The 14,930-nt window shown below is 57.2% G+C and carries 11 protein-coding genes; 3 read left to right on the top strand and 8 right to left on the bottom strand.

Going from position 1 to position 14,930, the window contains the following annotated elements:
* Positions 1–39 precede the first annotated feature (39 nt).
* From tnpB to NKJ84_RS16110, 8 genes are all read right to left on the bottom strand, one after another.
* Positions 40–387: an IS66 family insertion sequence element accessory protein TnpB gene (gene tnpB / locus NKJ84_RS16075; protein ID WP_040988572.1), complete on the bottom strand. Its 348-nt coding sequence runs from the start codon at positions 385–387 to the stop codon at positions 40–42.
* The gene (gene tnpA / locus NKJ84_RS16080; RefSeq protein ID WP_352507260.1) at positions 387–737 is read right to left on the bottom strand and encodes an IS66-like element accessory protein TnpA; all 351 of its coding nucleotides are present in this window, start codon (positions 735–737) and stop codon (positions 387–389) included. Before tnpA ends, tnpB begins: the two co-directional genes overlap by 1 nt.
* Positions 738–858: 121 nt before the next feature.
* The gene (locus NKJ84_RS16085) at positions 859–1,548 is read right to left on the bottom strand and encodes a hypothetical protein (RefSeq protein WP_352507262.1); all 690 of its coding nucleotides are present in this window, start codon (positions 1,546–1,548) and stop codon (positions 859–861) included.
* 610 nt (positions 1,549–2,158) lie between these two features.
* Positions 2,159–2,878 carry a M12 family metallopeptidase gene (locus NKJ84_RS16090; RefSeq protein WP_352507264.1) on the bottom strand — a complete coding sequence of 240 codons (720 nt, stop codon included), beginning with the start codon at positions 2,876–2,878 and terminating at the stop codon, positions 2,159–2,161.
* A complete protein-coding gene (locus NKJ84_RS16095) occupies positions 2,838–3,338 on the bottom strand; it encodes a hypothetical protein (RefSeq protein ID WP_352507265.1) in 501 nt (166 codons plus the stop codon). Before NKJ84_RS16095 ends, NKJ84_RS16090 begins: the two co-directional genes overlap by 41 nt.
* A 31-nt stretch (positions 3,339–3,369) precedes the next feature.
* Positions 3,370–4,569, bottom strand: a complete 1,200-nt coding sequence (locus NKJ84_RS16100; protein ID WP_352507267.1) for an MBL fold metallo-hydrolase — start codon at positions 4,567–4,569, stop codon at positions 3,370–3,372.
* A gap of 17 nt (positions 4,570–4,586) precedes the next feature.
* Positions 4,587–6,431 (bottom strand): gluzincin family metallopeptidase, encoded by a 1,845-nt coding sequence (locus NKJ84_RS16105; protein ID WP_352507269.1) that lies wholly within the window; start codon positions 6,429–6,431, stop codon positions 4,587–4,589.
* Between the two features lie 1,528 nt (positions 6,432–7,959).
* On the bottom strand, positions 7,960–8,556 hold the full coding sequence (locus NKJ84_RS16110; RefSeq protein ID WP_352507270.1) for a hypothetical protein: 597 nt from the start codon (positions 8,554–8,556) through the stop codon (positions 7,960–7,962).
* A gap of 1,404 nt (positions 8,557–9,960) precedes the next feature.
* Between NKJ84_RS16110 and NKJ84_RS16115 the strand changes: the two genes are divergently transcribed.
* The 3 genes from NKJ84_RS16115 (at position 9,961) to NKJ84_RS16125 (ending at position 14,928) form a co-directional block, all read left to right on the top strand.
* A complete protein-coding gene (locus NKJ84_RS16115; protein ID WP_352507272.1) occupies positions 9,961–11,118 on the top strand; it encodes a patatin-like phospholipase family protein in 1,158 nt (385 codons plus the stop codon).
* Positions 11,119–11,653: 535 nt separating this feature from the next.
* Positions 11,654–13,594: a gluzincin family metallopeptidase gene (locus NKJ84_RS16120; RefSeq protein WP_352507273.1), complete on the top strand. Its 1,941-nt coding sequence runs from the start codon at positions 11,654–11,656 to the stop codon at positions 13,592–13,594.
* A complete protein-coding gene (locus NKJ84_RS16125; RefSeq protein WP_352507274.1) occupies positions 13,576–14,928 on the top strand; it encodes an MBL fold metallo-hydrolase in 1,353 nt (450 codons plus the stop codon). The genes NKJ84_RS16120 and NKJ84_RS16125 overlap by 19 nt, the downstream gene beginning before the upstream one ends.
* The last annotated feature ends 2 nt before the right edge of the window (positions 14,929–14,930 follow it).

Below are 14,930 nucleotides of genomic sequence, written 5' to 3' on the forward strand. Positions count from 1 at the left end.
CGCTGACTCGCGGAAAATGGCGCAAACTCAAAGAAAAACTCAGCCCGCGCGCTCAGGGCGGAACGTGTGACGCGGGTTGCGCCAATCGATCCCGTCGAGCATGTAGGCGAGCTGCGCCGGTGATATGGAAACCGTGCCATCCGCCGGCGACGGCCATAGAAACCGGCCCTTCTCGAGCCGTTTTGCATATAGCGACATGCCGAGCCCATCATGCCAGATAATCTTGATCAGATTGCCACTGCGGCCGCGGAAGACATAAAGATCGCCGGCATGCGGATCTCGGCCCAACGTCTCCTGAACCTGCAGAGCCAGGCCTTGCATCCCGCGACGCATATCGGTCCGGCCGACCGCCAACCAGATCCGCACCTGGCTCGGAACCGGGATCATCAAACGCCCAGCGCCTTCACCATCGCCGCCGCCAGCGTCGGCGGCGTGGCCAGCGGAACCCGCAGCCGCGCCTTGCCGGCGATCGCCAGCTCGATCACCGCTGGAGGGGCCGCCGGCCTCGAAGCGGCGACAGGCACATCGGGAACCACGACAACTTCGGCAAAGTCCGTCTCGCGGGCTCTCATCGTGCGGCGCCACTTATAGATCAGGCTGGTCGCGACATCATACTGACGCGCCACCGCCGCCACCCTGGACCCGGGCGCGAATGCCGCGGCCAGTATCCGGCACTGATCCTCTTCGCTCCAACGACGACGCCGCTCCGGCCCGGTCAATAACGTCACATGGCTCATGCTGTGCTGCTAACTGCGCTCGTAAGGACGACCTTAAGAGCGCAGCCTCGCTATCGTGCCATGTTCGCGCAAGGCGGTTCTCGCCGGAGGCGTACACTCAAAAAATCATATATTTTTTGGTCTAGCACAACAGTCGGTCCGTCCCCGTACTCTGTTCCTCTCGACTCTGCTTTCGAATTTGCGCGTCTCTGACTGAAAGCATTTGTTCCAAGTCGCTGTCACTCAAAAAAACGAACAGTTTTCCTCCCTCGCGCATAGCACCAAACGCTGTAGACTCCGCGTGCTCGTTGGCTCCTTTGCGGCTTACCATGATGCAGATAGGCCGGAGAGCTGAGGTATTGACATAGCGCTCGGTCGAATGAACCTGCGCAGGAGTTATCTTGTCAGTGTAGTTTTTGCATTCAAATGCGATCAACCGCGCTCGAAAATCTCTAGTTAGAGTGTCCCAAAACATATCTCCAGGCTTCACTCTATAAACGACATCAAGTATGCTAAGATCGTCCTCCAATCGGCTCTGCGGTCGTGCGTCTAAAAGAAAGTCTCCAAACAGATAATCGATAATGTCGCTGCAAGTTTTTTCATATTCAGAGGCCCCAGCCTTTCCAGGTTGAATTGCTTTTAGACGCTCCGCCAAATATGATCCCTGCACATCACCTAGAGGTTTTGTGTCTGCACTGGGAAGATCCTGCAGCAATGCTGAGAAATTCGAAGCCAGACCTAAAGGCGAGTCGACCGCGGCTTCCCCGGGATGTTCCTCAAAGAACTCCCTTATCGCCTTTTCTCTAGCGCCGTTGGAGGCTTCGTCGACCAACTCGTTCCGACCCCAAACGTCAATACCGAACTCCGCCTCTATATGCGAGAGTTCTCCTTCTCCAGCACTGAGCTGACGATGAGCAGCTTTCTAAGCGGAGCTACTCTGGGGACTGCGTGAGCCTTCAAGCGGGATGCATGGTTGCGCAATGCCGCTAACGTCATAGTTTTGCCGGGGGAATAAAGGGTCGCGACGAAAACATCCGCTGACACGCTGCTCTTTCCGGAGAAGGCGACCATATCATGCACTGGCGCTGCATTGAAGGAAACTACGTATCCCCTACTTCGCCACACCCCGGCGCAAAGCTCGGCAAACGAAGATACAATGCGCCTGGACTTAACCATCAGTACGAGATTCCAACCCACTCAAGTCAGTTGCAATTAGGTCAAAAGATCCACCAACGGCGGGCGAACGAGAGAAGATTGTTGCCTAGTAACCTATCGCATGCCCGAATGTCCGTCCCTGGATGACGTCCACCTTGAGCAGCCACCAAAGGTGAGTGGCAGCTGCACGCCGCTCGGCCAGATAGCATGATGGATTTCGAGCTTAAAGGCCGAGCCGTCATGCTTTCGAACTCAAGAATGGAACCAAGCGCGTCCACGTGCAGCCCTCACTTAGGATAGACGGAATTGGCAAACTCGTAGTCGAGTTCATCAATGTCGGTGCCGCCCGCGATCGGGTCGCCGGATTTCGTGATTTCACCAGGGATTTCATAGCACATGATCGAGTTGCTGTCGGCGCGGGGTGTGCCGAGCAGCGAACCGTCCTCGATCGGCGTCAATACCTGCTGCTCGACCTCCTCCTTGCTCCAGCCCTGCGTCTCCCCGAAATATTGAATAGCACGATCGCGGTCGATCAGCTCGACAAGCTGTCGACGCATGTGCTCATGCGGGAAGCCGAGCGTGTGCCCGGTCTCGTGACGCACGACGCGCTTAAACTCGGATTCGCTGGTGGTTATGGTGAACGCTTCAAGGTTCATCGTCGGCTGATCCTTCTCGATATGAAGGATATCGGTACCGAGATACGACCAGTAGCCGCCTTGATCGCCGCCAGAGATGCGCGCGATCCGGACCTGCGCCTGGTTTTTCGTCTCAACGAACGAGACGTTTGCGGTCTTGGCCCAAGCATTCATGTGCAGGACGATGCGCGCGCGCAAGTCCGCCGGCGCGTCGTCAAGGAAGCCGACCGTGAGCCGAACCCCACCAGCAGGCCAGCGTCGCGGAACGAGAACCGACAACGTCGCGCGGTTTGCCGCTATTCCCGTTCGTACCAGTTCGTCGATGACTTGGTCAGGTAACCGCCGTGGTGTGCAGGTCAGTCGGATAGACATTGTCAGCTCCCTTTCTTGATTCCCAAATCACTGGGCCGGCGGCACCAAGACCGCCGCGCGAGCATCCTATTGTTGGACGTTGTCGGGCCCGGCAGGCTTCTCCGGCTTTGCCGGAGGCGTAGATGTAGTCTTGGCGGGCGGCGTTAGCTTGGGTTCTGTGCCCGGTAACGCATGTGTCGCGAGCGCCGCAATCGTGGCGAAGAGAATGGCGTCCGATCAACGAGGTAACGGCTGGTCCGATCTTCCCAAGGCTGTCGGCAAGCGCTGCGGTAGCCTTCAGGAGCTCGGTCATTTCGGGGACCGACGCGGGCGTCAGTCCTTTTGCTTTCTCGGCCATATCTTTAGCTTGGGTAACTGGCTTCGGAGAGAAGAACCCAAAGCTCTGTAAGGCATACAAAATGAAGCAAATGACGCTCATGGCAAGCGTGATCCGAATGACCACCCAAGCTGCGCCGTCCATAATTCAATCCCGTAATCGATTTCTCTGCCCGTTACCCAGTCCACTCGATATAAAGCCCCGCCGACACCTTGAACGCCGCGCCGACTACGTTTTGTGCGTCGTCCGTCCGCGCGATTTTCGCATGACGTACCTTGAGAGCAGCCAGCAACTTCGCCCGCGGAATGTCCGGCCATTGCTTCACCGGCTTGGTCGAGAACAACGCCGTCAATGGCTTGAGGATGATTTCCTCGACCAATCCCCTGGGCGTCGCGTTATGGCTGCCGTGATGTCCAACTTTAAGCAGGTCAACCTTTTCAAGAACCGCGCAGGATTTTTGATCGGCCATGATCGCTTGCCACGAACCCCATTGCGCGTCGCCCGGGAACAGCATGAAGTATCCATCCGCCTCCACGACGATGACCAGGCTGGTGTTGTTGATGGCCCTATCCAGGGCCGCCGCTGCCAGCACGCCGGAGGGCTCAACAAGCGACTTCTTGATTGCTGCCCTGTCCTCGAAGCGAAACGTTTGCCGGGCGCCTAACGGCACGTAATCTGGCTCGCTGATCTGGTAGCGCTGGGAAAACGGAGGACCGACGCGCCGCTTTGGAATGCGTGTCGGCCACTTCAGATATCCCGCACCCTCGGGCGGATCCATGCTTGCCAACGCCTTCGCGTCGCGCGTCGGGCCAAGCACATGGAAGGTAACGCCAGCCAGGCCAGTGACTGTCCGAGCTTCGCAGGTTGTATCCACATTCGGCAAGAATGACCGCCGGGGCGCGCCGGCGAAGCCGCTATGGAGCGTGGCCATCGCCTTCTCATTGGTCAACGCGTTCAGCGCGATGGCCTGGAGGGTGCGTGCCCGCGCCTGAGCGATCGTTTCTCGTGCTGGCGTGATTTCGAGCGGATTTTGGTTGCTAGGTGCGCCGGCAAGTGCCAACGCCAAAGCCGAATGGCGTTCGCGGATTTGGGTGGCGCGCGGATCCTGCGGATCCTCCGTCCAAGGCATCCAAACTTCGCCGACCTCGACGTTGGCCCAGCGCGGATCATCGAAACCCCAAACATGATCCTTATGCCGATGCGTGGCGATCACCAGGGCAAGGCGCTCTCCGGAAGTCTTGATGATGTCGGAAACAATGTTGTCGAGCTGAGCTTTCTTTTCGGTGATCGTCCCGCAATCGATCAGCACATATTTCGATCCCGCATCATCGTGAAACCCGAGCAAAAAGCAGTCACCGAAGCCGACCTCATACATTCGGATCGTGCATCGCATCACAGCGCATCCTCATGCAGCGCTCGAAGGCTCATCCGTGCTGCCATGCGGTTTTTATACTCGGACTGGTTGAGATAATTGGTTCGTGGATCAGCCTCATCGAGATCTTCGACGAAAGCACGCTGCTTGGCCACCCGAGCATCCGCACGGGCCGAAATCGCAGGGTCGAGTGTGTGCGCTGGCAAGGGCTTCGCTATAACATAGCGCACGGTCCCATCGACCCCGATGATGGCAGTGGTGCCTCCCCTCACCGGAACGCCTCCCCATTCAGGGTCGGAGGCGGTCGTCTTGTCAGTTTCGACGAACTGCGCGACGAGCTCGATCTGGAGCGCACCGGAGGGGGCGACTCGGAATACGGCGTTAAATGCGGATACATACACATCCGGGCGCCCTGTGAGCTGCAGCGCCTTCCTGTTTTGCTGCGCATAAGCGACCAGGGCGTCTCGCATCGTCTTCGAGGCGTCGCTGGCGCTTTCTTCATTCATATCATCGCTTATTGACGTAGGCCGCTCATCCGACCGTTTCGCAATCTTGGGGTCACTCGAGATCTTTGTGAAGCGAGCCGCTTCACGCCGCAGCAGTTCCGGCAAGAGTGAACTGAGGCTGTCGACGACTGGTGCCGTTCCGGGCTCGGCGGCAGGCCAGCGCAACGATTCCTCTGCGAGCGACGTCGCCCCATCGGGATAGATGCCGCGTCGCCGAAATCCTTCGATTAGTGCTGCGCGCTGCCCCCAGGCGTCGTCTGGGTCGAGTTCGAAATCTGCTGTCACCAGCGCTCGCAGATAGTCCCCGAAAGTTATGTCTACCGGCGGGAGATAGTCGAACGCCCGGATGCACATATTGAGCTGACGCTGCGCCGTCTGTGCAGCCTCGCTCGCGATCCTGGTGATGAGATCGGGATGGAGTTCGCCCGGCGGAAGCTTCCCACTGCCCCCTGTGGCGATGCGAACAAGGTCCGCAATGCGTGACCGGAAGGTGGTCAAGAACCCATCGAACACCGCCGCGACCAGGATAGCGCCCCGCTCGTGCGGCTCAGTCACATTGCCGTATCGGCGGGGGTCTGGCGTTGCCGTGTCTATCGCCGAGCGGAGAGCTTTGCCGGTGCCGGTTGCTTCGCCGAACTGTCTTGCCAGGTTAACCAGCAGCGAACCATCGACGATATCGCCTCCCCCAAGCCGAATTTCATCGATCAGTAGATCGCGGTAAGAGAAGTGCTGGAGAAGCGCCACGATGTCAGAAAAGCCCTCGTGAAACGCCAGAACGTCGACATTTGACGGTTCCAGAAAATAGCGGCGGAGCCGATCGACTATCGCATGCGTCATCTCGTGAACGATGATGTCGTGGCTGAGGCAGGTGAAAATTGTCTGATTGGGGATGTTGGGTCCAGGCTTAGCTGGGTCGGCAGAGAAGTAGCCGAACAGCACCGCGTGTAGATCGCGATCGTAAAAGGCATTTTCACCTTCGAAAGCGTGCGGAAGCAGACGCAGCTTATTCCGTACGTCGCTCTTTTTCAGCGAAACTCGGCGACCGAGCGCCCGATCGAAGTTGGTCAGGGTTCGCGAGGCGACCGCATAGACCATTTGCTGATGGAAGTGCGGATCTGCTTCCGAAGGCGCGAGGCCAGACTGCATTAGGATAGACGCATGGTCGAGATTGACGGCATCGTAAAACAAGTCATTCCCAGCGTCGTAGTCGACGACCTCTAGGCGGGCGCCGATCGGCCCAGCATCGAGCGGTTCATTCTCAATGCTGATGGTGGTGGTTCGAGCGGCTTTGTAACCGCGCGCTGGATCAGTCGCATAGATCCGCAATGGGCGCAGTGATGGCCGTGGAATGTCGAGCATTGCAAAATCCACCCACCCACCCGAGCGGAATCAAGATGCGACGATTCTATGTAAGACAAGACCTCACTTGAAGAGTAACGTAAAGCACGCCTCGTGGCTAGACTGTAAGTAAAATCGCTCGGACGATTCGACTCCTCTCGATGGCATCGCCAGCATTGTCTTCACTCGAAATTCTCCGATTCCGCCTCGGCCTAGCCTTTATTGATCGAACGATTCCCGGCGATCGCACTCTGCACCTCGTAGATCGCGCCATCCGAGCATACCCTGCTGAGAGTATAGAGCGGCGCAGCCTTTGCTCTTTCTGCAAGAACGGGATGCGTTCCTGGATCTAGCGACTGCTTCCGATTCTTCTGCTCCGAGGGACAAGCGTCAACGTCTCACCTCGGGAGGCAGTCTAGCCTCCGAGGCTGCTTCGGACACCAAGGGCAGACAAAACAAGCGAACCGCAAGGGGTAATGATGAATCGCGGATCGACTTCGCTTCAGTCCACCGGAATCGGTTGGTCCGGATCGAGAAGGTCCCCTCTCCCCGAACAGAAGTGGGCGAACAATGATTTCGCGGACGTCTGTTTCATTCATCGCGTCAAAGTCGGCCGGCATAATTTTTGGCCTCTAGCCAAAAGAAGGAAAACTACTCGCGTTGTTTCTATAAAGTACAATCGAAGGGCTGAGTTTACCACTGTTTGTCCGCTCGTATCAGGCCTTGATGTCGACGCGGTGCCGATTCTCTATGACGGCGATCCTCAATGGTACGGCAATCTCGTTTGCTAGGAGGATGGCTCCTTTCTTAGGACCAGCATCCCGCTGCACTTGGAATTTGCAAAGAAACGCAAAACGGCGCAGCCAACGCATTTTGCCCAGGTGGTCCGGTTGGCAAAGTACTCATGAAGCGCGGGTGCGAAGGGTTCCGCTACAAGTCCTTTCTGTTTGAAATGGTTCTGTCGCATCTGCAGGACAGTAGCGCGGATTTTTCAGACTACCCGCGGGCTCTGCAGCACTTCCTCACCTATATCGCCCGCAGCGATTTCCGCGAACGCATTGTTTTCGCCGACTACTACCGTCGAGCGTCGGAAATTTCACAGGACCGGTGCAGATCATCGACCCAGTCAATGCGCTGAACAATGTCAGCCGTCTCTATACCGCTCAGGAGGCCGACGCGATCGTCGACAGCGCCCTCGATGCCGGTGCCGCCGTTGACGCGGCGCTGGCCGCGCCGACGAAGCAGGAGACCGTATATTACTGGCAAAAATTTTTGGCCCTCTCTTCAGGTGTGAGGGCGCCCGTGTCGCAGAGCTTTAGGATTTCAGAATCAACCAGTTTCACGATCCCGCATGCGCGGCATGGCGGCGAAAGTCGCCAAAGACCTCAAGCGGCTACAGCGCCTGTATGGCTTTGCCCGGCGAAAGCCCCTGCCTTCGGGGGGAAGCAGCGGGCCAATGCAGAGCCGGAAAGGGATCAACTTCAGCAAGTGGCGCGACGGCAAAATCTAGCTTCCTTGCCGCACCGGAAGCCGCCGCCTAGGTCTGGCGCTATTTGGCCGTTGGCTGCGATTTGGCCTGCGCATCTGGCAGCGGCCGGAATGCTTTCGGAGGAACCCTCCGTCGCGAATAGAGAAGCGCACCTGCTACACAAAGGATCAGGGTAGCTATTTCAATTAACCCCATTTGCAGCAGGACGAATACGAAGCTGCAGAGGCCAACTGCGAGGAAAACAATTGCCATATTGAAGAGTTTATTCCACGCCTCGCTCATTGAAGTATACAAAACCTCTGCGCTGTGTTTTTCTTCCCAGAATTCGCGCGGCATCAATAGTCTATCATAGGCGTACATCGTGCTAAAAAACAGAACAATTGAAATTGTTGTAGATAATATCGCCACCAGAAACATGTATTTATATATAATTCCGCCGACTAACGGTATATCTATACCAAGGCAAAAATGACATCTAGTAGATTCTAAAACATCTTTCAGTTTAGCGCTATCGCCGACAAATGCGATCAAGGCAGCAAGAAGCCCAGCGAAGAAAGCGCCGAGCGTTTTTGCTACATCCATTTTTGCCTTAATCTTTTCTTTCAATTCGTTGACCGACTCTTGTTGGTTTTGGTCTAGTTTTCTGTGGATGAGCATCGGTTCCTCCGCTCAACTTGACAAACAAATCCATCTATCAATCTGCCGACATCCGCCCCGATGTCTGGGCTTGTTGAGCCGAGATTGTTACAAAAGGACGGGGCCGGCAAGAGCAAACCGTCGCGGTGAGCGTCGCCTGTCTTCGTACTCAAGGGGGAAGTCGCGCTGGATTTTGCGGAGGTGCTGACCGACCGGCCTTTCAAGTTGTTGGCACCTGCTTCCGCCGCAGATCGTCAAGCTCCCACTTCATATCCCGGCTGACATCGAGAGTGCCATAGACGGAGCCAAAGTCCTGCCCCAGCTCGGCGCACGCCGCCCATGCCGGCCATCAGCAATCAAGCCACTTTGCCGACCATGTCGCGCCTGTAGCGCTAGGCGTATAGGGCGCAAGCGTATCGCTCATGTCCCGAGGCTTTGGCCAGGACGCTTGGCATTTTGTGATTGATGCTCCGGGCAATCATGTAGGCATGGTTTTTGAGACTGGCCAGTTCGAACAGAAGCTGGCCCGAGACTCTGGAAAAGGATCAAAGTCCGTAAGCGAGCTTTGAGGTCGCGATCCGATTCTAGTAATCTGACCGAAGGCGGTAACGACTACTTGCCATAAGATAGTCAAACATCACGTCATCAGCAAAACAAGGCCACCGTCAGGCTCTAGCTGATCCCCCAGGTCGAAATCCCGCGCGAAATCAATTCCCCAACCCAAAGCCAATGTCAAAGCGAGTCCAGCGATCGCGATAGCAGCAAGCATCACGATTGCTACACAAGAGGCAACAGTTTCCGCAACTCGCAGTCCCAGCATGCGAAGAATGGAACGGCCATGTTTCGGTGGTAATATCTCCAACTGAGGTAGCGGCCATACCATCCGCCACCGGATGCATCCAACCTCGCCTTGCGACGGTCCCTAATTACCTTGTCGTTAACTGTCTCTGGCCAGCGCCCGCTCGCCCATTGAGTTGCAAAATTGTCGATGCCAATGCGGTTCACACCATAGCTGTAGCCGAAAAGGCTCACAAAATTGGCCAAATAGCTCTGCAGCTGGGTGGCCGTCCACGTTCCCCGCGGCAGAACCAGCTTGGCTTTGAAGTAGTGGTCGAGGAGTGACCGCTCATCGAGGACGCCGCGTGGCTCAGGTTGCTTCGGCCCATCCGGCCCGAATGCGGAGATTGCGGCAAAGCGGTTGAGACCGGTCCTGCGCGAGGTGACGTCAAACGCGCGCAAAGACCTGAAGGAGGCGACTACTTCCGAATTGACGCCGCCCTCGCGGCGTTATTCATTCGCCCAAGGCGCTGTCATCGACTTCTGGAGGGATGTGGAGTGAACGTGTCGGTGATCTGACTGGGTTTCGATTTCGGTTGTGTCTGGGACCACAGGCAAGTGTCGTGCTAACACGAGAGGGAGGTGAGAATGTCTGGAAATCTGGACGGCGCATCGGACGGAGTATCGGACGTGAGGAAGACGCCGATCGACGGCGAAAAGCTGGAAAATGTCGTAGGCTTTTGCATGTCGGGGGGCGGCTACCGCGCCATGCTGTTTCATGCCGGAGCAGTGTTCCGCCTGAACGAACTTGGGCTCTTGCCCAAGCTCAATCGCATCTCCAGCGTCTCAGGCGGCTCCATGACCGCCGCGGCCTTGGCTCTCGCCTATCCGAAGCTCGGTTTCGACGCCACCGGTTTCGCTGCCAACCTCACTCAGGAATTCCTCAAACCAATCCTCAAGCAAGCCGAGGATTCCATCGACATCGCCTCTGGCTTCGCAGGCCTCAATCCGTTTAGTTCGGCCTCCAACCAGGCTGCCAAGAGCTATCAGCGCAACTTGACCGGCAACGCTCGACTGGCGTCGCTGCCGCTCACGCCGACCTTCGTTTTTAACGCTACCAACCTGATGACCGGCAACACCATGCGATTCCGGCCCGACTATGTCGCCGATTACGCGATAGGCCAGTTCGATAACGTCGACGTGCCGCTGTCGCTGGTAGTCGCAGCATCGGCGTCGTTTCCGCCATTCCTGTCGCCGACCACCATTGATCTCAAGAGCGGAACGCTTAGGGTCGAAGCGCGTGGCGTGCTCGCCCGCCCACCTTTCACCGAGACGGCGGTGCTCACCGACGGCGGCGTCTATGACAATCTCGGTACAGAGACGGTGTGGAAGCGCTGCCGTACGGTTCTCCTTTCCAACGCAGGACGGCCGTTCGATAGTCAGCCTGACCCGAAGGAGAACTGGCTGCAGCAGTCGCTGCGCGTCGTCGACATTTCGATGGACCAGTCGGAGGACCTGCGCGAGCGAATCATGGTGCACGCCTATCAGGTCGGCGCGCGCAATGGCGCCATGTGGGGACTGACCACGGGGCTGCTAAAGGAGGAGGACCGACCGGCCTTGCTCACGCAATCGGAGGCTGAAGAGGCAAGCCGAGTGTCAACCCGACTGTGGAAGCTTCCGAAGAAAACGCAAGCGCTTCTGCTCAAGGCTGGCTATGCCCATGCGGCGTCGCGCATTCGCGCTTATTACGGGACGGAAAAGGGTGGACCAGCCGACATTCCCGACGGCCAATGGCCGACGCCATGATCGGTCATGACTCGTGTCCTCAGGAACGAAGACTTTGCTGCTCGCGAACCGAACCGTCACGACAGGGAAATAACGGCCGTGCAGTTGCGATTGGTTCGGGCACGCGCGAGCCTTTGGTTCATGTTGGCCACGGCAGCCGGCGGCCCTGTCAAGCCGCGAGGCTTGTAGTCGCGCCGCCATTACTTTCAGGCTTTGTTCCAAAGCCATAAGTAGGGCGTCCTCTGACGCCAGCCCTCCCTGCATAACGACTTCCAACAGTCCTTATGCCCGCGCAATACCTCCCCTTGCGGTGTGCCGCAGTGGCTTAGTTGAAGACCCTCGAAACTGCCCTAGTTCATAGCTCCTATGATATATGGGAGGTTCTGCGGATAGTCGTACGTCCGCCTTTCTTTTTTAAGAAGACTAGGTATACTTCCCATTATCTTTCATCACATACAAGATCTGGCTAGGCAACTGGCCAAGGTGTCTGACGACTTTTGTATTCAAGTTGATGCGATACGGGCTATGAGTCGTATCGAGTGTTTTGGGAGGGAGGATGGCAAAAGTGCACAGTGCGCTGGATCTGGGGCCGCACGATCTACGCGACCTGTACGCGTCGCGCCGCTTTCTGGACGAAGCAACACGGCGAAAGCTGGGGCTAGCGCGCTGTTTCGACGTCTATTTCAAAGATCCGCTGGTTGCGTCAAAGAACCCCGGACTCGATATCGATCACGAATTTTATGTGCCATGGGAGCCGGGAATTGGTGACGGGCCTACCAGCGCGCGCTTCGCTGTGGTTGATTACGACAGTACGACCAATAAGCTGGAGGAACCGGCGCTTTGGGACGACGACGCGAACATATTCCGCGATCCAGAGCGACGTACGATAGACGCGAAGATCAGGCAGTCACCTCAATTTCGCCAGGTCAGCACCTGGGCGATCGTGCAAAATACCCTAAATTACTTCGAAGGTCCAAGCGGGCTTGGCCGGAGCATCTCCTGGGCGTTCGAGGGCAACCGTTTGCTGGTCGTCCCGAATGCCGGTTATGGCGCCAACGCGTATTATGATCGCGAGAGCCACTCGTTGCAATTCTACTATTTCGATGACAGCAACGGCAAGCGCGTGCGCACGTGCTTGTCCAGTGATATAGTCAATCATGAATTTGCGCATGCTGTGCTGGACGGGATTCGGCCTCACTATCTCGAAGCGGTGTCGCCTCAAACCGGAGCTTTCCACGAATTCCTGGGTGACCTGACGGCGATCCTGATGTCGCTACGCAACACCTCCTTCCGGCAGGAGTTGGCTGACCGCACCGGCGGCCTGATCGACAGCAAATCCGGTGGTGAACTTCTTTCATCGGTCGCTGCCGAGTTTGGTCGGGCGGTGAGCGATCAGGACTATTTGCGCAGTGGCGCCAACCAGGACAAGCTGAGCAAGTACAAGGACGAGATGGAGGTGCACGCCCTCTCCATGGTGCTAACCGGCACCATGTTCGACATATTGATCAAATTCACGAAGCAATACCTCGAGCGCGAGAGAGCGGACGGCCAGAACCTCTCGCCCAAGCAGGCACTGGCCTTCACCGTGCCGCGCATGCAGGTTGTTGCCATCCAGTCGCTCGATCTCTTGCCTCCGGTCGAGGTGACCTTCAATGACTATGCGCGTGCGGTGCTGCGCAATCTGCTGATTGCCGATCCTACCGATCCAAAGGGTTATCGCAAGATGATCGCCGAGGCCTTCTTAAATCGGGAAATTCTGGCCCAAACGGAGGTGGACGAGTTACTGGAGCCTGCCGGACTCTATGATAGAATGCCGGGCGATATCCCACATGATCCGGCAATGATCGCAAGCTCTCGGGCCGAAGCCTATCGCTACCTCGATGACAATCGCGACAATCTTTATATCCCTCGCTCGGTCGACATAATCGTCGACGAAGTCTTCGCCGCCGAAAAGATGGTTGGCCGTGGACTCTTCCTGCCCAAGCAGGTGATCCTGCAATATCTCTGGTGCGAGGACATCGTGCTCGAGGGCGAGCGCTTCGGCCCCTATGACGGTAAGAGAACAAGCTTTCTATGCGGCGCAACCATGGTGCTCGACGAGAACGGCAGCATGCTCTCCTGGATGCGCAAACCCGGCAGTGAACCGTCGGCCAAGGCCGTGGCCGGTCAAGCAAAGAAGGACGCCGGAAAGAAACCGAATGGTGAAGAAGCGCGGGCGCTCGCTGATTGGGAGGCCGGCAAGGAGCGGCGAGTTGCCTATCTTGAGGCGCTGGCGCGGCGTATTGACGAAGGCATGGTAGGCCAGGAACTCGCCGGGCCGGAGGGCATGGTCGGCGCGCTGTCGCCGCCGCTCCTCGCGCGGGAGGCGGGTGGGCAAGTGCGTTTTGAGCTCTCCCCGCATTTCCACATTCACGATGACGATGATCGTAAGGAAGACAACGATCACGACGATTACGATGCCAGCCTGAGGGGTCTGCGATGGCGAACGAGCTCCTGATACGCGTCTACGACGTCGGTCTCGGCGACTGCATCTATGTTCGCATTCCCGGGAAGAGTGGCAAGAACGACGACGCTTTCCACATGCTTATCGACTGTGGCACCTGGAGTTCCGAGAAGCTGCTCGAGGTGGCGCTCAGGCAATTGGCAAGCGAACTTCCGACAGCCACCGATGGGAAGAAAAAGCGACTAGATCTCGTCGTCGTCACTCATGAGCATAAAGACCATATCGCAGGGTTCGATCCGGCACTGTGGAAAGCATTCTCTGTCGGCAATGTGTGGATGAATTGTGCGATGAACCCGAAACATCCACAAGCGGGCAAGACGCGCAAGATACGCAAGGTGGCGGAGAAAGCGATGGCGGGCCTCAGCGCGCTCGGTCCCGCGCTCAGTCCACGTCTCGCTGAACTTGTATCGGTCTTCGAGATCGGCAATGCCGGCGCCATCAACACGCTTCGTCATGCCCTGCTCACCGGTAACAACGAACCGACCTACGTGCATGCCGGCCAGACCCATAAGGACCTCGGGATCAAGCTGCACCCAGACGCAAAAATTCAAATTTTGGGCCCCGAGTTGGATTTCGACCGATTCTATCTTGGTGCAGTCGCCCAAGCCAACCTCAAGGGGGTAATTGGCTCCGCAGCCTTTGCAGCGAAGGACGAGATCGAAATCGCCAGCGCACCAGAGGTGGAACAGTTACCGGAACCGAAGAACATCAGCCCGGCTGCATTTCGAGCACTGCGAGCCCGCATGCAGTCCAATGCGCTCGCCTTTGCGGAACTTGATGGCAAGCTGAAGAACAATTCGAGCGTTGTGCTGCTGATCGAATGGAAGGGTAAGCGGTTGTTGTTCGTCGGCGACGCCGAATGGCACGGCGCTTTCAAAGACGGAAAAATGAACGGCTCCTGGAACGTGATGTGGAAAGAGCGGAACAAGCTGCTTGCCCAACCCGTCGACTTTCTGAAGGTCGGCCACCACGGCAGTGAAAATGCGACCCCTTGGGACATGGGGTCGGGTGAAAACACCGAGGAAGCAAGGATCCTCGAGGCGATCCTTCCTCTACCCAAGGCCGGCAAAAAACCTACCGCTCGTGCCGTGGTCTCGACCGAGCGCGGCAAATACCGCACCATTCCGCGAGGACAGATGTTGAAGGAAATCGCCCAGCGCGTTGATGGCGCCACAAAATATGCTGATGACCTGCGCGACTACAAGCCGAAGGATATTGCAGACTTTGAGGCGTATGAACGCGATTGGCTCAAGGAATTCCAGCCGCCGCGGACCGATTTCGAGCGCATTCGAAAGAACAAGGGCTACATAGACGTGACGTTTGATTAAAA

The organism is Mesorhizobium sp. M0048, from assembly GCF_040323405.1.
Taxonomy (GTDB): Bacteria; Pseudomonadota; Alphaproteobacteria; order Rhizobiales; family Rhizobiaceae; genus Mesorhizobium.